Below are 20933 nucleotides of genomic sequence, written 5' to 3' on the forward strand. Positions count from 1 at the left end.
TAATCAAATCGCAAGCAGCAACCTCTTGATCTCCTTCAACCGCGCTGTGGCGTCCGTCTTGGTCAAGCGGGGGAACTTGCCGCCGAGCGTGATGAAATCGCGGTGGCGCGTCAGCATCAGTTTGCCTTCCTTGACTTCGATGGTGGTCACGGCTTTTTCGGCGGCGAGGATTTTCAATTCGGCGGTTTGCAGCAACAACTCAACCGGCGGTGGCAACGGACCAAAACGGTCGCGGAGTTCCTTTAGTAATGCGCCGAGCGCGGATTTGTCCGTGGCTTGGGCGAGCTTGCGGTAAATCTCGATGCGGTGCTGCGGTTCGGGGACGTAGTGGTGAGGCAGTGAAGCGTGAAACGTGAAACGCGATGCGTAATTCGCGGAGCCCGTTTCACCTGGCACGTCTTCCATCCCCAGAAAATCCAACGCCACATGAACCTCCACGCGCGGTTTGACCTTTTCACCCTTGAGCGACGCGACACTCTGTTTGAGCAACTGGCAGTAAAGCTCGAAGCCCACCGCCGTGATGTGACCGCTTTGTTCTGCGCCGAGCAAATTGCCCGCGCCGCGGATTTCCAGGTCGCGCATGGCGATTTTGAAACCGCTGCCCAGTGTCGAGTATTGTTTCAGGGCGCTGATGCGTTTGCGGGCGTCGCTCAAGAGCCCGGCGTGACGCGGGATCAGGAGATAGGCGTATGCTTGATGTTTGTAGCGGCCCACGCGCCCGCGCAATTGGTAAAGATCGCTCAATCCGAATCGGTCGGCGCGGTCAATGATGATGGTGTTCGCGTTCGGGATATCGAGGCCGCTTTCAATGATCGTGGTCGAGAGCAGCACGTCGGCTTCGCCATTCACGAATTGCGTCATCACTTCTTCCAGGTCGTCGCTGTGCATCTGGCCGTGGCCCACCACGATGCGCGCGTGTGGCAGAAGGGTGCGGAGTTTCTGCGCCATGGTGTCAATGGTCAGCACGCGATTGTGCAGGAAGAACACCTGGCCGCCGCGGTTCAACTCGCGCTGGATCGCGTCGCGGATGGTGCGCTCGTCGTATGGCGTGACGATGGTTTGCACCGGCAACCGGTCCTGCGGCGGCGTCTCAATGGTGCTCATGTCGCGCGCACCGGTGAGCGCGAGGTAAAGCGTGCGTGGAATCGGTGTGGCGGTGAGCGTGAGCACATCGACGAGCCGGCGCAGGAGCTTGAACTTCTCCTTATGCAAGACGCCGAAGCGCTGTTCCTCGTCGATGACCACCAGCCCCAGGTCCTTGAACAGAATATCGTCCTGCACCAACCGATGCGTGCCGATGACGATGTCCACGGAACCCGCAGCCAGATCCTTCACGACGCGTTGTTGTGCGCGGCGGCTGCGGAAGCGCGAGAGCAACTCGATCCGCACCGGATAATCCGCCATCCGCTCGCGAAAGACATTGAAATGCTGCTGTGCCAGCACGGTCGTCGGCACGAGCACGGCGACTTGTTTGCCATCCATCACGGCCTTGAAGGCGGCGCGGATGGCGACTTCCGTTTTGCCGAAGCCGACGTCGCCGCAGATCAAGCGGTCCATCGGCTTGGCGCGTTCCATATCGGACTTGGTTTCGACGATGGCGCGCATCTGGTCGGGTGTTTCCTCGTAAATGAACGCACTCTCAAATTCGCGCTGCCAGGGAACATCGGACGCGAACGCGTGACCCGGCTGCAACTCGCGCGCGGCCTGAATCGCGAGCAACTCGCTGGCGACGTCGCGCACAGCCCGCTCGGCGTGAGCTTTGGCTTTCGCCCAACGCGTGCCGGTGAGCGTGTTGAGTGGCGGTCGCGCCTTGCCCGCGCCGACGTATTTGCTGACGAGATGCGCCTCGGAGACGGGCACGTATAGTTTCGGTGATTCGTCGCCATGATTGTTCGGAGCGAATTCGATCACCAAACATTCGGTTTCGGATTTCGGACTACCAACGCTCACGGGCAGCGATTTCAATCCGAGATACCGCCCGATGCCGTGTTGGAGATGAACAACGTAATCGCCTACTTCCAGCTCCGTGAAATCAATGTCGAGCGCGGAGCGGGCGGCGATGGCGTGCGCGGACTTGAGCCGACGCGGACGCTGGACTTTGTAGCGTCCGAAGATTTCTGCGTCGGTGACGACCACGAGCTTGCCGGCTTCGCAAATGAAACCGCGCGTGAGCGTGCCGAGATGAGTCCGAAGTCCAGGGTCCAAAGTCCAAAGTTGTTCGCCTTCGGGCGGCTTTGAACTTTGGGCTTTCGATCTTGGACTCACTTCCTCCCATATCTCCGTGAAGCGTTGCCGCTCGCCTTCGTTGTTGCAGAAGACGTGGACGGCGAAGCCCTGGCGCAACCAACGATGGAGTTGCGCGAAGAACTCGCGGCGTTGCGCGTCGGCGATTTGTGGCTCGGGCACACGTTCACCCAGCGGGCGAAAGGCGTCGAGTGAAGCGAAGAGTGGAGAACCGATCTCCTGGTCTTGTTGGAGTTCACGCTTCAGCATGTCCGGGGAGCAAGCTGAAGCTTGAACTCCAACAACACCGTCGCCCTCGCTCACTTCCAATCGCGTCATGCCGCGCGAGTCGAGGTCGGCGAGAATGTTCGCCCACCGGATGAAAAACGGATCGTCCGCCGGAGCTTGCCGGGCGTATTCATCCGCGCGCAATGTCAACTGCTCCGGCTCACAAAGGACAAAAATGGTTTCGCGCGGCAGGTAGTCCAACAAGGTTGAGAGTTGAGGGTTGAGGGTTGAGGATTGGGATTTTGAATCCAAGATTCCTCGCTTAAGAATTCCCAACTCCCCGCCCGGAGGCAAAGTGACAGACACGATTTCCGCCCGCGACAGTTGTGTAAGCGGATCAAAGTGGCGCAGCGATTCCAATTCATCGCCGAAAAATTCCAGCCGCACCGGCCACGGGCTGGAGAGGGGATAGACATCCAGAATGCCGCCGCGCAAAGCAATTTCACCCTTTTGCGTCACCTGCGCTTCCGGCTCGTAACCTTGCTCCTCCAGCCAATCGATCAAATCGAGCGGGTCGATGCGGTCGCCGCGCACCAGCATGCTCGTGCGGCTTTTCAATTCGTCCACCGGGAACGTTTTTTGCAGCAGAGCAGTAACACTGGTGACGACGATTTGAGATTTGAGATTACCAATCTCATATTGCCCGGCCAGCGCAACGAGGGTTTCCAAGCGTTCGCTGATGACATCCGCGTGCGGCAGCTTGCCTTCATGCGGCAGAATTTCCCACGCGGGAAAGAAGAGGGGTTGAGGATTGAGGGTTGAGGGTTGAGAGGTTGGGACCTCGGATTTCGGGTTTCGGATTTCGGATTTCAACCATGTCTCGATGTCCTGCTGAAAACTTTCCTGCGTTTTCAAACCGTCAACGACGACGACGATGGGGCGTTGCGGGAATAAGTTTCGTAACAGAACCGCGAAGAATGGCTGGGCGGCTGGGCTGACGCCGGCACAAGACAATGCGCCGCCCTCCTCCAGTCGCTGCGCCAGGGTTTGCACAGCGGGAGTTTGCGCAACGGCGGCGAACAGGCTGCCCGTCGCCGTCGTGGATTTGTCTAACGCCAAGCGTTGGGAAGGTCGCAGCCGGTTGCCGGAACGTCAAGATTGGCACGTGATCGTCGGCCCTGGCTGGCGCTCGATGCACAGGACGGAGTTTGCGGTAGCCAGCAGCCCCGACAAACCACTTGACGCAGTGTGCGCAGTTGGTGGGAGATGGAAGTATGTTTTCGCAAAAACTGCCGCGCTCATTTTATGACCGGGACACCATTGTGGTCGCGAGGGAATTGCTCGGAAAGTATCTGGTTCACAGGTCGCAGGACGTCGAACGTGTCGGCAGGATTGTGGAGGTTGAGGCGTACCTCGGACCGCATGATCTCGCGGCGCATTCGGCCAGGGGAAGGACCGAACGAACGAAAGTGATGTTCGGTCCGCCGGGTCACGCCTACGTATATCTGATCTACGGGATGTATCATTGCATGAACGTGGTGACCGAACGCGAAGGTCACGCGTCCGCCGTGTTGCTGCGGGCGATTGAACCAGTGAAAAATGTCGAGAGCCGGACGCAAGGCCCGGGCCTGCTTTGCCGGGCAATGCACATCGACAAGGGACTAAACGCGCATGACCTGCTCAGCGACCATTTCTACATCGCCGCGCCGTCGAAGATGGAACCCCTGTTGATCGTCAAGCGACCGCGCGTGGGCGTGGATTACGCCAAGCACTGGGCCAGGCGGCATTTGCGGTTTTACATCAAGGGCAATCCGTTCGTCTCGCGGGCATAGTTTATTCGGGGGACGAGAATGGAAAGTTTTTGGCGCAGGGCGATGCAAGCGTGCGCGCGGCTTGCGGGACTTTACAACCTGGAACAGTGCGCTTAAAATGTGTTTCCGCATGAAACCCAAACAAAACTTTTGGATTCCAACTGTTCTCCCGGTTCTGCTCGGGTTGATCTCTTGCACCACTTTCACGAAGGAACATCCCGCTCGCCAGTCGAAGTTAGTGCCAGCTGGATTTGCCATGGCGCAAGTGCCGACTTGGTCGCGCGCGGACCTGGATTTTTTTCTGCACGGCTCGATGAGCACGGAGGTTGTGCCCGAAACCGTGCTGCGCGCATTCATGCGCGCCTATCCTGATTTGTTTCCGAGCACCGACTTGAGTCACCTCGGCGCGATTCCTGATAACCAATTTGGTTGGCCGGTGGGTTTCAGCCGGAAACGCGTGCCACATCTCGGTGGATTGTCGGCGGTGGGTGTGAACTGCGCCGTCTGTCACGTTGGCGAAGTCATCCCCGCGGCCGGCGGCGCGCCGATGCGCGTGCTGGGGGTGACGAGTCACTTCGATGCGGAAGCATTTTTTGGTTCGGTGATTCTCTCCACGTTCCGCACTGCTGATCCGGGCAACATGAAAAAGTTTCTCGCGGCTTGTCTGGCAGTGAACGACCCACAGAGCGGCGACAAAGGGCAGGCATTGTTCGTGAAAGAGTGGCAGCAGCAGGAGCAACAAATTATCGCCGCAATCTCCGCCGACCCAACCGGTTCAAAGGACTTGCGGCCCGGCGCGCTGCTCCATCAAATCAGCGGTGACGAATTGCGCATCAACTACAAACTGCTTTCAACGGGCATGGACTTGTCTGGCCTGGCGCACTCGACGCTGAAGCTTTTCCACAACATGCGCGCGGCATTGCACATTCCCGATCAACCGCCGCCGCCTGCGCCACCGAACGGACCGGGTCGCAACGATCCCTGGCGCATCCTCTCCTACTCGCTGCTCGGCGTCGTGACCGAACCTGCGCCCGTGAAGTTTGGCATCGTCTGGAACGAAGACCAGCGCACGTGGGTGCATTTCGATTCGAACACCCGCTCGCCTATCATCCGTAATCTGGCGGCTTCGCTCGGCCTCGGCGCGCCGCTCATCGAACATCACGGCGTCCTGGATTTCGCCAATCTCCAACGCCACACCGCCCTTTCGGAAGTCATCCGACCACCGCGGTACCCGTGGACGATTGACCGCGCGGCCGCAGAGCGCGGAGCAAAAACCTACGGAGCCCGTTGCGCCTCGTGCCACGAGGGGCCGCAGACTGATCGGCGACTCCATTTGCTGACAGAGATTCAATCCGATCCGAATCGCGCCAGAATTTTCACGCCGGCGGTAGCGGAGGGATTCAACCAGTTCTTCGCCCAACTCCAGATTGCCGGCTACCAACCGCCGCAACCGCCGCCTTTGCGCAGCACGCAAAAATATTGGTCGCCCGGCCTGGCTGGCGTTTGGGCACGATCACCTTACTTGCACAACGGCTCCGTGCGGACGATGCAGGAATTACTCACCCCGCCCGTCGGGCGCGCGAAAACGTTCCATCGCGGTTCGCGCGTCTTTGATGCCGCGCAGATGGGTTATTCCGATGAAGGCGCTTATGTCCTCGACACGACTGGTCCCGGCAATTCCAACTTGGGGCATGACTACGGCACCGACATTTCGGCTGATCAGAAGCGGGAACTGATTGAATACCTCAAAACCCTCTGAGTCTCGGCGTCGGGAGCGACGTGAGCGAGTCGCGCGGCGTTCACTATGGCGTCCGACTTAACTCCGTGAGCTCGTCATAGGTGAGCGCGCGTGACTACAGCGCCGCTTCTTCCAGTTCGCCTTCGAAATGCCGCACGATCCTTCCTGAACCTGCTTGTGCTCCAATTAGCATGGGTTCGCGATTCATAATAAGTTTGCCGCTCCATGGCTTGCCGGCCATGCGGCGACCGTCACAGAAAAGTTCCAGCGTCTTGCCATCGTAGCGGCCGGCGAGGTCATGCCATGCTTTGGTTTCGATCTGTGAAAGCGGAAAGCTGACCCTCGCATATCCTCGCTCGGTCTTAATCTCGAATCCAATCTCCGTCTCGAATCCAATCTCCGTGCTCGGTTTGCCAACAAGATTCATGCTGGACAGGTTGAAATAGACATCGTTCCCGCCTCCACCCTTGCCAAACAGCGCTGCGTTCCACACGCCGCTGGGATCTCGCGCGCGGAGAAAGACGGTGAGTTGGGTATCTCCGGCGTGCAGATCCGGTCCGGCGTCTAAATACGCGCCGTGCAGCAACACCACGTTCGCGCCGGGGTGCGCGCCAGGCCCGGCGGCGCGCACATTCAGTTCGAACTTTTCCCAGCCGGGGATGTGTTGCAAGCGCGGTCGCGCACCGTGCCCGCCGGTGTCCAACGACCACCAAGCCACCGCTTCGCGCTGTAACGCCACACGTTTTTGCCCGGCGGGGGATGCGGCAGATTCGGCTGCTTTCGTGGCCGGCTTGAGCACTTTGAGGCGGATGTCCTTGAACTGCGCCACCGTCGTTGGACCACTGTGGAGTTGGAGCGCCAGCACACCCTGCAATTCGTGTCGTCGCGGGTCGTTGTCCTCCACTTCGGCGGCCAGCCGGCCATTGATCCGAAGCGTAATCCGGTTGCTGACGCAAGTCAGGTGATACTCATGCCAGTCTCCGAGGCGAAACCATGCGTCGCCTTCCGCATCGGCAATTTTCGTCACGGTGCGATTGCCTTCCGTGTCGAAGACGGCGCGTTCCCCGCGCCAGGCGAGCGTGTGACGTCCAAACTCATCATACAGCCGCGCGAGCCACGGCGTCTGGAGATTGTTATCGACCTGATAGCCGCAGATGTCGTGATCGGGCAGGAGCCGGCTGCGAAACTGAAAACCGTTGTTGATGCCGCCTTCGCCGTTGATGCGCGATTTGAGTTTAAGCTCGAAGTCCGCCAACTCACCGCCTCGCCAGACGAGATACTGGTTCACCGTGCAGGGATGTTCCTTGGAGATGCGGCCCGTGATGGCGCCTTCCTCGACCGACCAGTAACTTGGATCCGGCGTTTCCCAGCTTGATAGCGAGCGGCCATCAAAGAGGGACACGAAACCGTCCGCGCCTTCGGTGGCGCGCATGGGCAACTCATCCGCGCCAATTGCATTGCCGCAAAGAAAAGTGAGCAGCATCCATCGAATGCGGAAAATGTATCTCATGCTTTGACGGCATCAGACCACACCTTGAGGCCGTTGGCAAATCTGCTCCTTCGCCGAAGACAATGGCGACTCTCAACCTGTTTCGACTTGTCGTGCTTTGAACCTGACCGTAATCTGCACGCATCAAAAACTCAGCCGTTCGAATGAGAATCGCGACATTCACTGCTTTGGCGCTCGTTACATCCATCCTGTCGAGCTTCGGACAGCCCAAACAAATTGCACCACGGGATGCGAACCAGCCCGCAGCAAAAGATCCGGCCTTCGAACCGGTCACCGACGATCCAAGACTTCCGCGAGTTTTGCTCATCGGTGATTCCATCTCTATTTGTTACACCGTGCCCGTGCGAACTCTGCTGAAGGGTAAGGCCAATGTTCACAGCATTCCGGATATCGGCGGGCCGACGACCAACGGCTTGGTGAACTTGCGGCAATGGCTGGGCGACAGCAAATGGGATGTGATTCATTTCAATTGGGGATTGCATGATTTGAGGATCATGCCGGACGGCGAGCGGCAGGTGGCGCCGGAAGTTTACGAGAAAAATTTGCGTGAACTGGTGCGCCAGTTGAAGGCGACGGGTGCAAAATTGATCTGGGCCAGCACCACGCCGGTGCCGCAGCCGGAGGAGAAACTCGGCGTAAAGCGCCGTTCTGCCGATGTGCCGGTTTACAATACTATCGCCAAGAACGTGATGGACGAGAATCAGATTGCCATCGACGACCTCTACAGTTTCGCGTTACCTCGGTTGGCAGAAATCCAGCTACCGGTAAACGTTCACTTTAATCCGGAAGGTTCAGTCGTGCTCGCGAAATCAGTGACCGCAATCATTGAGTCTGTTTTACCCGGAAAGAGCCAATAGCTCCGCCCGTGAAGGGAGAAACTCCCGCGCGGAAACGGGTGGTCTGGATGGTTCGCCGTGCCTCGCGCCCGCGAACCAAGCCGGGCTTCGATCAACGACCGAGTGCCTTGTTCACCGCCAACTTCATCTTGTCCAGACCTGCTCTTGCGACCTCCAAAGCGTCCATTGCCCAAAGTTTCCGATTGAACAACTCGAGGGACAACACGGTTTGTCCGCCCGCCGAATGCAACAAGCGGAGAATCTCCGTCACAGGGGCAACGCCGTCACCGGGATAAACGCGATAACTGTCGTCGATGCGTTCGCGCGGCGGGTCGGCGGGGTAATCGTTCATGTGCAGGACTTGAACTGCGTTCTTCCCGAGCAGTCCAAGGCCGTGAAAATCTGAGCCGCCTTTGTAAAGATGATAAACATCCACCAGCACGCAAGCCTTGGGATGGCCGGTTTCGATGGCCACACATGCGCATTCGCCCAGCCGATTGAGATTCTTTGAGAACCCCCACAGTTCAAGTTGCGGCACGACGCCGAGCTGATCGCCCGCTTCCAGCAACGCGCGGTAACGTTCTGCAGCTTTCAGCAAATCCAGTCGCGGCAAATCAGTTGCGCCAGCCGGCGGCGCGGCCAATCGTTTGGCACCGATTTGCGCCACCAAATCCATTTCCACTTTCGCCTGCTCCAGGCCCTTCGCGCGCTTGGCCTCGTCATCCACGATCCATTGCGGGAAGGCGATTGCGCTTTCCACCGTAAGCCCAAGATCGGCGATCCGCCGTTTTAAATCTGGCAACGAACCACCCTGCTTCTGGTAAGCCGCGATGGAATCGACCCACGGCTCGATGGCTTGATAACCGGCCTGAGCCGCGACCTCGATTTCTTTGACGATCCCCAGTTTCTGTCCGCGGATGGTGGCCGAATTCAGACAAAACAAAAAACCGGCGCTCGCATTGGCAAGGGCCGGTCTGGATTCAGGTTGCACGGTCGTTTGACAACCACTGATGAGGGTTGCGCCGACCAACACGCCCGCGCGCGTCACCGCCTGACGTCGGGAGATTTCGTCCGATTTGGCAGCCATAGATTTGATGGAGAATCAGTCTGATTGGTTTTTGTTTTCACAAGAAGAACCCTGGCAAGTTTCACGCTTTGAAAAAGTCATGAATTACCATCGCGACCTGCTGGATCTGTTCCTCTGTCAGTTCCGGATAGATCGGCAGGCTCAGACATTCGCGCGCCGCCTTTTCCACCACGGGAAAATCACCGGCGCGGTGGCCGAGCGAACCATAACATTTTTGAAGGTGGAGCGGTACCGGATAATGCAGAGCACAGCCAATTTTGTGAGCCTCCAGATGTTTCTTCAGTTCATCACGACGCGGGTGACGCACGACGTAGAGATGGTACACGCTCTCCGCGTAATCCGCTTCCCGCGGCAATTGCAGCGGCGTGTCCGCGAGCAACTCGTGATACCGCTGCGCCACGCGCCGGCGTCCCTGTGTCCATTGTTCCAGGCGCTTCAGCTTCACCCCAAGAACCGCGCCTTGAATTCCTTCCATTCGATAATTGAACCCGATCTCGTCGTGATAGTAACGCTGAGTGGAACCATGTTCGCGTAACGAACGGGCGCGGGCGGCATGTGCTTCGTCGTTTGTCACCAAGGCGCCGCCTTCGCCGCAGGCGCCCAGGTTTTTTCCAGGATAAAAACTGAAGCCGGCCAGCGCTCCGAATGTTCCGACGGTTTTGCCCCGATATTTGGCGCCGTGAGACTGACAGGCATCTTCTACCAACGACAGGCCGCGTTTGCGGCAGATCGCCAGCAAGGGATCCAGATCGCAAGGATGCCCATACAAATGGACTGGCATGATGGCCTTGGTGCGCGGGGTAATGGCTCGCTCGACCCGTGTGGGATCCAAGGTGAAGGTCTGATCGTCAATGTCCACGAAGATCGGGCGGGCGCCGACATAAGAGATCGCCCAACTCGTCGCCACGAAGGTGTGAGGGGTGGTGATGACTTCGTCACCCGGGCCGATGTTTAGCAGCCGCATCGCCACATGAAGCGCCGAAGTGCCGCTGTTGAAACCAACCGCATGTTGCGCCCCGCAGTAGCGGGCGAAGTCGCGCTCAAATTGGGCGACATCCGGGCCGAGACAAAACGAGCAGTTGTCCAAGGTTTTGGCGATGACGGCATCGAGTTCTTTGCGCAAGGGTCGCAGTTGCGCCGGCAGATCGAGATAAGGGATGGGTTGATTCATGATGATGGCAAAGTAGCAGCGTGATGGGTAAGGGAGAATGTCGTGACAAAACAATCACTAGTATCGATATCCGAGTTCGACTCCGACTTGCCGGCTCAAATATGAAAACCCGGAGGAGGCGGGGGAGGAGTCGTTGCGGCTATATTGGTAGAAGGCTGCCAGTGATCCACGCTTCAGGAACAAGTAACTCAATCGCGCGTTCAACGCGTAATAATCGTCGGTGCGGAGGTTGGAGCTGCTGGCGGTGGAACCGACATACTTGACGGTGTGGTACTCGCCGCCCAGGTCGGCGTAAATTTTCTTGAACAGACGTTGGTTCAGATTCGCGCCCACGGAGGTGTTCTCGACCACCTCATTCGCGAAATAGGAGGCGGACACGGTGCGTTCTGCGCGCAGGGAAATTTTTGTCACCTCAAACGGCATGTATTCAACGGCGGCACCAAAAACTGGATTGATCACGTCACTCGCTCCCCCGACATGAAACTGACGGTCTTCTGCACCAGCGCGCAGTTGAAAACTCAGCTTGTCAGTAGCCCGCCAATTGATCCGCCCCTGCAATTGCTCATACGTCATATCGGGGCCAGTCTCCACATCAACAAAACCAAAACCGGCGCCGATGGCGATGTTGAGACGCGGAAAGAATTGATAATTAAGCCAATCCAGCGTTGCCCATTCGCGCGAGCTTTGAAAATCCTGAGCATCTCTGAAAACCTGGCTGAGGCCCAGATCCAGCGACATTTTGCTGTTCATGCGATAGGAGCCGTTGATCCCGGTGGAATAGGTGTCCTGGGCGGTCTGGGTACCGGTTTCGATGAGCGGCGCGGAGGAGCGAGTGAAACCTTGCGAAAGTCCAAACACCCAGTCTTCAAACGTCGTGCCGCCCGTCAAGATGACATTATGATCGAGGGTGTCCTGGAAGTTTGTCCTCGAATAAAATCTCCAAGTAGGCGTGTAATCAAGTTTCCAATGGCTGCCGATCTCCAGCAGAAACCCCGGCGCGAGTTCGTGGATGACGGTGATCACGGGCTTGTTGGTCGTGGCCAGGATTCCATCGGCATAGAGAAATCGGTACAGCAAGTGCGGCCGGAGGGTCAGCGGTCCCCACTTAAATGGTTGGTCTGCTTTTTCACCGCTTGCCGCGGTCCCCGCCGGAGCGAACACGTCCATCTCGTTGGTTTGGACCGGTCCCCACCGAAACTCCGAGGTCCCCGGCCCGCCACCGGGAGTGGTGCCCGGCGGTGACAACATGTCCGTAACGCCGGATTGCAATTGTTGCAGCGCCGGCGGCACGGCCGGTGACAGGGATCCCGGGCTGAGCACTTGTTGCGCCGGTGCGGGCTGGGCCATGGCCATCAAGAGGAGCAGCACGGTTATCAACTCAATCCCGAAACTCCTTCTCCGGGCAACCAGGCGGATCTGATTTTGAAGGTTCATAATGACAAGTTGGTCCCCCGTTGTTTCAAACCTGAGCACGGTAAGCAAGGAGTTTCCTGATCGGGCATCAATTCCAACGCAGCTCCAATGCCGGCGTCGCCGCGCGCCATTTGCGCAGGGCGTCCTCCACGGCTTCCCGGGCAGAACGCATCCGCACGCCGGTGGCCAGCATCTTGGAAACATCGAGAATACAGTTGGACCACGGCGCTTTGGCCCCCGCGCCCCAATGCCCTTCGCCATCCCCCGAGAATTCGAAGTGATGATCCGGCTTGAGGATGCGTTGAATCATTTCAACCACCTGCCGCGTTGTAAGGACTCCGGGGTTGGTAACATTGTAGATACCGAACGGCGCATTGCGCTCCCAGAGTTCCAGTGCTGCCCGGACAAAGTCTCCCAGGTGTGAAATCGAGTTCACTCCGTCATAAACCCTGGCGCAATGCTGAAGCTTCGACAAAAAATTGCGCGGTTCGTCCCGCTCGTTGAACGGAATGCCGGGCCGCCAGATGAAGCTTTGGCCCATTGCTTGGATCGCCTTTTCAGCCAGCGCCTTGGTACCACTGTAAAAACTCCAGGGCGCACTCTGGGACGAATAATTCGGTTCATCCCATTCGGTAAAACCGCGGATTTTTTCAGGATGCTCGGCAAAGAGCCGTCGCAATTCGGACTGGTTGAGGTTTGTTTCAGTTGAGGGTCTGCCGTCATGCACCAGCTTTGCGCCCGCGTAAATATAACCTGAAGAGACGTGTCCCCAGGGCGTGTTGGTCATCAGACACACGCGCGCGATGACTTTCGGCAGCAGAACATTGGCGCAGAGAGTTTGCTCGCGCGCCACTTCGCAGGCGTCCACATTGGGTTTCCCCATGTAACCCGCAGCATTGATGATAAACTCAGGCTGCGTCTTGCGAACATAATCGAACAAAAGATCAAAGTTGGTGTAATCAAATGCCTGGCGAGTCAAAGGAATGAACGGCCATTGGCGTCTGCGCAATTCGGTTGCAAAAGCCTGACCGACGTAACCACTCGCTCCCAACAGCAGGATCATAACGGAAATCCTTCTTACCTTGTGCTCAAGCCTTCCAAACCTGGCCGGACTTTGATTTCACATCCGCCAGGGCATTGCGCGTATCCACGATGCAGGGCGACCACTCCGCCAGTTCCTGATAGTTAATCGACTGATGGTTGGTGGCGATGATGACGACATCGAAACTTTGCAGTGTTTCCCTGTTCCAGCTCACCGATCGGGTGCCCGCCCAATGCGGATGCTCGCGCGTCGGGCGCACGACCGGCACGAAGGGATCGTAATAGGACACCGCCGCACCGCGTTCTCCTAGGAGGTCCATCAGAACATAGCTGGGGGACTCGCGATCATCATCCACATTGGGCTTGTAGGCCAGGCCGAGCACCAACACCCGACTTCCGTTCAACGATTTTCGTTGTGCGTTTAGGGCTTCAGCCGTCCGGTTGATTACATAGGTTGGCATGGCGGTGTTAATCTCGCCTGCCAGTTCGATGAAGCGGGTGTTTTGACCATACTCGCGGGCTTTCCAGGTAAGATAAAATGGATCGATTGGGATACAATGACCACCCAGTCCCGGTCCTGGATAAAACGCCATGAAGCCGAAGGGTTTTGTCTTGGCCGCCTGAATCACTTCCCAGATGTCAATGCCCATGGCCCCGTACACGAGCTTCAGTTCATTCACCAGGGCGATGTTCACACTGCGAAAAATATTCTCCAGCAGCTTGGTCGCTTCGGCGGTCCGACAGGAGGAGACGGGGACCAGCGTTTTGATGGCCTGGCCATAAAGCGCCTTGGCGCGTTCAAGGCAAGCCGGCGTGTAACCACCGATCACTTTGGGAATCATTTGAACCTTGCTCTGCACATTGCCCGGATCCTCCCTCTCCGGCGAGAACGCCAGGTGAAAATCGACACCCGCATTCATTCCAGACCCGGCTTCCAGCACCTCGCGCAAGTCTTCATCGGTGGTGCCCGGATAAGTCGTGGATTCCAGCACCACGAGCGTCCCCTTTGTCAGATGAGGCGCAATCGATTTGCCGGTTTGAATAATGAACGAGATATCCGGCTCGCGGTTCTTGTTCAGCGGCGTGGGCACGCAAATGATGACTGCCTCGACTTCCCGGACTCGTCTGAGGTCGGTGGACGCGCTGAATTTGCCGGCGTTCGTCGCCTCCGCAATGCTCTCGGGAGGGATATGTTTGATATAACTCCGTCCCGCCTTGAGCGCCTCAACCTTGACGGGATCGATGTCCAGTCCCAAAACCGTCACTCCCGAACGCGCGAACTGCAGCGAAAGCGGCAGTCCAACGTAACCCAAACCGATGATTGCAATCTTCATTTTTGTTTGTTCCTTTCTCTTTGATTCAGTGTCTGGTTTATTTTGATCCAAAATGCTTTCCAGTCCGCTTGTATCCTTCGGGAAAAGATGGTGAGTATTTGGTAAACAGATCGACGGAAGTTTTTGTCGGTAAAGCAGGCAGCGCTCTCAAGTGAAGTCTGACCGGTTACCTGACTGGTGTTTCCGGCTTGCTCTCGTAGTCCACCTTTGCTGATTCAACCGCAGGCGATCATCTCTCTCACTTCACCTGTCCGAGAAGCAACTTCCGGCAATGGAAGGCCTCGGCGCACCGCGTCGGTGACGCAGCCTCGATGCCGCGAACCCGCATCAGGCCGTTGAAAAGGTCCTCGGAAAACCATTGCTTGCTCCTTTGCGTGCCGAAGTAGCGCATCAGCCATTTCACCTTCTTACGACTGATGGCATCGCTCAGCGGCACAAAGAAGTTCGGCGAACCCAAGTCGGCATCATACTTTGGGATCTCGTATTCCAGAATGAGGTGATTCCTAAAAGTGTTCCAAGTCAACTCGCACACCATGCGATGGTCCTGGTGCAAATCGTGCCGGAAGTGAGTAAAGATGACATCGGGCGCAAAGGTTTTCTTGAGTTCCTCGAAGCAGTCCTTCACTGGCGCGCCGATGTACGGCAGGAAACCATCGCGGAAGGATTTCACCACAACTGTTTTCCGCCGCACCCCGCGCAGGAACGCGTTCGCACTGCGCTCCGCCTCCTTCGCTCGCGCCGGATTGGAGCTGAGGACCAGCCAGTAGAACTCGAGCTTGTCCGAGCCTTCGATCAGGCGGAGAACCGTCCCCCCGCAGCCGATCTCAATGTCATCGCTGTGCGCGCCCAGGCACAGAACCCGCCTCACCCCATCCAAATTAAACGCGATCACGCCATTTCCTTCGTCAAGGCTTATGATTCCAGACAGCCCACGGCGCGTTGCCACGGCTGAACACGTCTTCCAGTTCCTGTCGCTCCTTGAACGTGTCCATGCACGCCCAGTAGCCTTCATGCGGGTGGGTCATGAGTTTGCCTTCGCTGATCAAACGCCGGAACGGCGCCTCCACCAACTCTTCACCGTCCTGCATGAAATTGAAAATCTCCTGCCGCAAAACGAAGAAACCGCCGTTCATCCGCGCGCCGGATTTGGCCACGTGCTCAATGCTCTTCACGCTTCCATCCGCGTCACTGTTGATCAAGTGGAAGCTGGCCCGCGGTTTGACTCCCACAAAACAAGCTATGTTTGAAGTTTGTTCGAAGGAACGGATGACCAAGGGAATCTGGACATCGGAAAGGCCGTCCGTGTAATTGGCCAGAAACATCGCTTCGCCTTGGAGATGTTTTTGCACGGCCTTCAGGCGCTGACCGATGTTGGACGTCAACCCGGTGTCCACAAACGTAATCTTCCAATCGTCAATGTCGCGGCTCAGCAGCTCCAGATCCTTCCCGCCTTTCGAGAGGACGAAGTCGTTTGACAGGCACTCGTTGTATTCCAGGAAATAGTTTTTGATGACGTCCGCCTTGTATCCGAGACACAAGATGAAGTCCTTGTGGCCGTAGTGCGCGTAATACTTCATCACGTGCCAGAGAATGGGCCGATAGCCGATCGGCACCATCGGCTTCGGGACCGCCTCGGAAAACTCGCGCATCCTCATGCCGAACCCGCCGCAAAAAAGGACCACCTTCATCTTAGTTTCTCTCCAATTTCAATTTGTGCTTTGTTCTTATCCGCATTACTTGGAGACCCCGGAGCCGGTCAGCGCTTCCGCTCGCTTGGGTTGGGCGGTTTGCGGCCGGTGACTGGATTGGCCGCGCGCCGATACCGAGCCCGCCATCAAATCGGCCAGCCAGGTCTCGCCGCGAAAATGTCGGTACTGCTCGGCCCGCAGCCGATCGGCCAGACGATTGGGCGGCAGTTCCACGTCGTCATAAGTGATGACCGCGTCCTTCTTGACTGACCGAATTAGTTTGCAGCCTTCGACCAAACCTTCCGGCAAATAACGATTCTGGCTCATCTCATCGACATTCACGGCTTCGCCGTAAGTCATGTACCTGCCGTAATCGTCGAGCACCTCACCGGAGTTAAGGTCGCGCTTCGCCACCGCGCATACTTCAACGACAGGGCCGCCCAAGGGCTTGGCCAGTGAATCGCGGAACAGGACCACACGGGCGATGGACATCGGCGTCTCGAAGTGCACCAGATGGTACGGAATGAAAAAAGAGTAAAGCGGCCCGTCACCCATCTTGTACAGATTCAGATAATGCTGCTGCTTGGGATCCGGATGCTCCGCGAGGCAATAAACCTTCGTCAGCGGCGTGCCCACCACGTAATCGACAATGCCGCCGAGCCGGCGCAGATCGTCGATGTCATACAGTTTGCCGATCTTCATCACGTCATCCTTGTAATCAAGCCCGCGGGACATGCCGCGCGACTTGACCACAAATCCGGTGGCATTGGCCACAATGGTCTGCTCGAAGCTGATCTTCGAACCGTCGGCAAAACTCGTGACCATGGCGGGATTCTGTCCCCACTTTTCAGCAAAGCCTTTTTGCGTCGTCGGATTGCGATAAGGATCTTGCAAGCCTTTGATGTTACCGACGACTCGCGGAGTCAGTCCAAGTCCCTTGACCCAGCGGTAAAGATTCATCTGAACCCCAGGCTCGTCACCGTCGCAGGCCGACATGATGGCGCCGTATTTGGCGGCATGCACTTGAAGAATTGGGCCGATGGTAGCGTCGAGTTCGGCGTTCATCAGCACCACGTCTTTCTTATGCTTGAACGCCTCGATCACGACGTTCGCGCCGAACTCAACTGATCCTGTCACATCCACCAAGACGTCGATTTGTTCCGACCGCGCCAGGAGAAAGGCGTCTTCCGTAACCACCGCTTTGCCGGCGCGGAGAGCATCTTCCAACTGGCTCTGCGTGGTGGCGACAACGATGTCCTTAAGTCCTGAATACTCGAAGACATGAAACGCCTTTTTGAGATTGCGACAGTAAATGGCAACCATGCGCATGCCGGGAACGCTGTTGACGATCTGGTTGGTCAGACCTTGGGCCATGAACCCGGCGCCCAGCAACGCGACGCGAATCGGTTTGCCCTGCTCGTGGCGGGCTTTCAATGCATTATCAACGATGATCATTGTTTGTTTCCTTCATGCTCTACATTAAACCTGTGAGTGCTGCCATCACATCGACGGCAGCATTGGAGCGAATGGCTCAAATCGTCATCCGCCGTTTAACTTCAGACTCAATGTCCTTCAGCAGTCCGAACTTCTGGTCCTTCTCCGAAATCACGGCAACCGGCAGCGGCCACTTGAGGCCCAGGCGCGGATCGTTATACATCAAACCGCTCTCCGCGCCGGGTGCATAGAACTCGCCCACTTGATAACTGGTTTCGGTGTCGTCCCGCAGCGCCTGGTAACCGTGGGCAAAACGCTCAGGCACATAAAGCGCAGTGTGATTGTCCTCGTTCAATTCGACGGAAATGTGCTGCAGGTAGGTCGGGCTTTCGGGGCGAAGGTCAACAATGATGTCGAGAATCGCGCCGCGCGTGGCACGCACGAGTTTAGATTCCGCCGCGGGCGGAAACTGGAAATGCATCCCGCGTAATGTTCCCTTCTTAAAGTTAAAGGCGACATTCGCCTGTGCAATGATCGGTTTCAACCCATGCGCCTCAAACTCCTTCTGACAATAGGCGCGCGCGAAGAATCCGCGCGAGTCCTCCCGCCGCTCGAGGTCGATGATAAAGGCGCCCTTCAGTTTCGTCTCAGTGAATATCATGATTGTCGTTCGCTTTGATAAGTTGAATCTGTCTGAATTGGAATGGAAAACTGTATCGCCACGGATCTAACGGTATGCAGTGTGATCATAGACCCCGGTAGAGTGGCCGAAGAGCAGACAACAAGCAACAGTTCCCGCCCCTCATTGTGTGAGCACGACCCGGCTGCTTTGGTTGGTGCCGAGCAGCAAGCCGCCGCCAATGTTGGCTTTTTGCAACACTACTCCACTGAGCTTCATCGACTTGGCGCTTGCCGGATCCGTCACGCCACCTTTGAATGTGCCGGTGGGCAGAGAGAAACTCATCGTCAGCCGGTTACTGCTCTGGTTGATGAGCCGGTTGTTGGCGGCCAGCGTCACCGAATTGGTGAAGTCTGCGGCAAGGTTGCCCCCAGTGAATTCCACCAATGCATTCGTCAGGTTCAGAATGGTTTCCGAGCCGCCAACCGGCGGGACATAAACCGAACCAACCACGTCGCACTCGTTGGTAAAACCCGCCGGGTAAAACGGCGAAATGCCCCCCGCAGGCTTGATCCAACTTAACTTGCCATCAAGATCGCTGTTGGATTGGTTGGTGAACCTCAGCCAGCTTACTATCGCGCCTTTGCCAGAATAGAGCGCAACATACAAGGGCCAGTCGCCGTTCTTGGAAAGCGACACGCCTTGAGTGACTTTGGTACCGTCGGCCAGTACCCCGCCAAATCTCACCGCACCACTGGTACTGACACGCACGGTGCCGAAACCATCACCCGCTGGAACGGATGGATCGTTGTCGGGTGGGATGAGCAGGGTGTAGCTGCCGGCGAAGGGTGCGGGATACGTTTTGGAATCAAACACCACCCGCTCACCCAGGAGCGGAGACACCCAGGTGCCGTCGGTGATGCGGCCAAGAATCTGATCGGCCTGATCGCCCTCGCCCCCTTGCAATTCCACGGTCAACGGACTGGCGCCCGGACGCTGAATGACGTTCGTAGCCTGGCCTTGCGCGTCAAGCTGGCCGCTGATGGAATAGCGGCTGGTTCCCATCTGCAGGCGTCCCGAATATGTCCCCTGCGTAGTCGTTGATAACGTGAAGAAGCCTGAGCTGCTTTGCCGGACCGCATTATCCTCGTAGAACAAACCATTGTAACTGCCTCGAGTCGGCGCGGATGAATTCATCGTCGTCTCGAGCAGCAGAACCCAGTCGCGATCGCCAACGCTGTTATTTCCGGGTGGCGTAAAGGAGTACGGACCAGTGTTGGCCAAAGGTGAACCGGGGATGGTCGTATAGTTTCCCGAGGTTGGATCATACCAACGAGCTTGTGCGCTCCCGCTCATGACAGTGAGGTCAACCGTGATATTACCCGCACGGCCGGGCGGCAGATACGCGACTAATAAACTTCCTGTGGAGGTCGCGGCAGCGGCGACATAGTCCGAACTGTCGGGCGTGCCTCCACCCGCAGTGACAAGTGTCCTCATTCCTGCAAGACCTGACGGTACCAGTTCAAACCAGGCGACGGAGTTGATGAATGCGTTCAGCCGGCCCATATCACGCGAGCCTTGGGTGTTGAGATGGCTGCGCCATCCCGCGTTGAAGGGCCAAACGTAACCGTTGCCAGAAATATATCCGCCGATCGCACTCAGCCATCCCCACCATTGAAAACGGCGCACCGGCTGGGTGGCACTCGGGTTGTAACCGTTCCCATCTGGGGGCGGACCTTCTTGATCATACGGCTCTTCGAGCAGGAACGCCGGCTCGACAGGACTGTGGCTGTACGCCTGGCGACCCTGGCTGCTCACATCGCCAGCCCAGTTGTAAACGCCATTCAGACTCATCAAGGAACCGAAAAGGCTCTGATCAGTGGCGTTCATTCCCGAGGCCCACTCGGCGCTGAAAAAAACGGATTGCTGTTGGGGCACGCTAGTCAGGCCGCTCAAGAGTGCATTTTCCACGTCGGCTTGAGCCGTGGTGAATGATCCGTCGTCCCCGCCCATCATCCATATCAGATTCTTTTGATTTTTATAGCGATTCGCAAGAAACGCGCCATAGACATTCATTTTAGCGGCACCATTGGCTGTCATTTCCTGCATCCAACCCTGATCAGCACCTTGGTAGCCGACATAGGAAGGAAAGAAAAAGACGACGACACCTTTGGAGTCGCAATAGTTCAGGAAGGAATCAACGTAACTCCAGTATGCCTCATTCGGCGTACTGAAATCGGGTGCTTCGCTATTGATGTCGGAATAGGCAAGGGTTCCACTCCAGTTGGCACCATCCAGCCGCTTTAAAAATGGCAGATCTCCATTTCCGTTGAATGGCGGCTGGTTCCCTCTGGGGTCGTGATCGAGGACGTGCATCTCGATCGAATTATACCCTCGTGAGACGCTATCGGTTATGAAGGTTTGGTAATCTGTATTGGTGAGCGAAATGACGAACCAGGCGGTACGCCCCAGTATTGGAAACGGCACATTTTTCTGATCGACCAAATATCGTCCATTAGCGCTCTTCTTCAGCGGAAAGGTGGCCGCGATGCTCGTCACGCACAGCAAAACGCCCGCCGTGAAAAGCAGCATGTGTTGCCTCACTCTCATGTCTTGCCACCTTTGCTCATTTCGAACAGAAGAACGAAAGACGTCACTTGGGCATCGACACAGCACGGTAGAATCGCACCGCATTGGTCGTAGCCTGGTCCACAAACTCCACGGACCCTGTCGTATTGTCCTGCACATCCAGTTTGCTCCAGTTGAGCAAATCGCTGGACGCTTCCAAAGCGTAACTCAC

General features: G+C 57.1%; 16 protein-coding genes. 3 read left to right on the plus strand and 13 right to left on the minus strand.

Annotated elements, in window-relative coordinates:
* Nucleotides 1-3: 3 nt before the first annotated feature.
* Nucleotides 4-3570, minus strand: a complete 3567-nt coding sequence (gene mfd / locus HY298_19575; protein ID MBI3852463.1) for a transcription-repair coupling factor — start codon at nucleotides 3568-3570, stop codon at nucleotides 4-6.
* A gap of 155 nt (nucleotides 3571-3725) precedes the next feature.
* Here mfd and HY298_19580 point away from each other — a divergent pair, with 155 nt between their 5' ends.
* Complete coding sequence (locus tag HY298_19580) at nucleotides 3726-4283, plus strand: DNA-3-methyladenine glycosylase (GenBank protein ID MBI3852464.1); 558 nt, start codon at nucleotides 3726-3728, stop codon at nucleotides 4281-4283.
* 109 nt (nucleotides 4284-4392) lie between these two features.
* Entirely contained in the window at nucleotides 4393-6021 is a 1629-nt protein-coding gene (locus HY298_19585; protein MBI3852465.1) for a hypothetical protein, read from the plus strand.
* Nucleotides 6022-6115: 94 nt separating this feature from the next.
* Here the strand turns inward: HY298_19585 and HY298_19590 are convergent, their stop codons facing one another.
* A complete protein-coding gene (locus HY298_19590; protein MBI3852466.1) occupies nucleotides 6116-7510 on the minus strand; it encodes a DUF1080 domain-containing protein in 1395 nt (464 codons plus the stop codon).
* A gap of 143 nt (nucleotides 7511-7653) precedes the next feature.
* Here HY298_19590 and HY298_19595 point away from each other — a divergent pair, with 143 nt between their 5' ends.
* Nucleotides 7654-8367, plus strand: coding sequence for an SGNH/GDSL hydrolase family protein (locus tag HY298_19595; GenBank protein MBI3852467.1), 714 nt, complete (start codon nucleotides 7654-7656; stop codon nucleotides 8365-8367).
* A 91-nt stretch (nucleotides 8368-8458) separates the two neighbouring features.
* On the opposite strand, the gene HY298_19600 is transcribed toward HY298_19595, so the two are convergent.
* The 11 genes from HY298_19600 to HY298_19650 form a co-directional block, all read right to left on the minus strand.
* On the minus strand, nucleotides 8459-9433 hold the full coding sequence (locus HY298_19600; GenBank protein ID MBI3852468.1) for a sugar phosphate isomerase/epimerase: 975 nt from the start codon (nucleotides 9431-9433) through the stop codon (nucleotides 8459-8461).
* 61 nt (nucleotides 9434-9494) lie between these two features.
* On the minus strand, nucleotides 9495-10604 hold the full coding sequence (locus HY298_19605) for a DegT/DnrJ/EryC1/StrS family aminotransferase (GenBank protein MBI3852469.1): 1110 nt from the start codon (nucleotides 10602-10604) through the stop codon (nucleotides 9495-9497).
* Nucleotides 10605-10661: 57 nt separating this feature from the next.
* Nucleotides 10662-12038, minus strand: a complete 1377-nt coding sequence (locus HY298_19610) for an outer membrane beta-barrel protein (GenBank protein ID MBI3852470.1) — start codon at nucleotides 12036-12038, stop codon at nucleotides 10662-10664.
* A gap of 67 nt (nucleotides 12039-12105) precedes the next feature.
* Complete coding sequence (locus tag HY298_19615) at nucleotides 12106-13080, minus strand: sugar nucleotide-binding protein (protein ID MBI3852471.1); 975 nt, start codon at nucleotides 13078-13080, stop codon at nucleotides 12106-12108.
* A gap of 25 nt (nucleotides 13081-13105) precedes the next feature.
* Nucleotides 13106-14392: a nucleotide sugar dehydrogenase gene (locus tag HY298_19620; protein MBI3852472.1), complete on the minus strand. Its 1287-nt coding sequence runs from the start codon at nucleotides 14390-14392 to the stop codon at nucleotides 13106-13108.
* A 238-nt stretch (nucleotides 14393-14630) separates the two neighbouring features.
* Entirely contained in the window at nucleotides 14631-15404 is a 774-nt protein-coding gene (locus HY298_19625) for a PIG-L family deacetylase (GenBank protein ID MBI3852473.1), read from the minus strand.
* The gene (locus HY298_19630; protein MBI3852474.1) at nucleotides 15298-16080 is read right to left on the minus strand and encodes a glucose-1-phosphate cytidylyltransferase; all 783 of its coding nucleotides are present in this window, start codon (nucleotides 16078-16080) and stop codon (nucleotides 15298-15300) included. The genes HY298_19625 and HY298_19630 overlap by 107 nt, the downstream gene beginning before the upstream one ends.
* A 45-nt stretch (nucleotides 16081-16125) precedes the next feature.
* On the minus strand, nucleotides 16126-17535 hold the full coding sequence (locus tag HY298_19635) for an NAD(P)-dependent oxidoreductase (GenBank protein ID MBI3852475.1): 1410 nt from the start codon (nucleotides 17533-17535) through the stop codon (nucleotides 16126-16128).
* A gap of 76 nt (nucleotides 17536-17611) precedes the next feature.
* A complete protein-coding gene (rfbC, locus tag HY298_19640; GenBank protein ID MBI3852476.1) occupies nucleotides 17612-18175 on the minus strand; it encodes a dTDP-4-dehydrorhamnose 3,5-epimerase in 564 nt (187 codons plus the stop codon).
* A 141-nt stretch (nucleotides 18176-18316) separates the two neighbouring features.
* Nucleotides 18317-20743, minus strand: coding sequence for a DUF4038 domain-containing protein (locus HY298_19645; GenBank protein ID MBI3852477.1), 2427 nt, complete (start codon nucleotides 20741-20743; stop codon nucleotides 18317-18319).
* A gap of 43 nt (nucleotides 20744-20786) precedes the next feature.
* A partial coding sequence (locus tag HY298_19650; protein MBI3852478.1) for a hypothetical protein occupies nucleotides 20787-20933 on the minus strand: 147 nt, incomplete at its 5' end.

It is taken from the genome of Verrucomicrobiota bacterium (assembly GCA_016200005.1).
Lineage (GTDB): Bacteria > Verrucomicrobiota > Verrucomicrobiia > Limisphaerales > PALSA-1396 > PALSA-1396.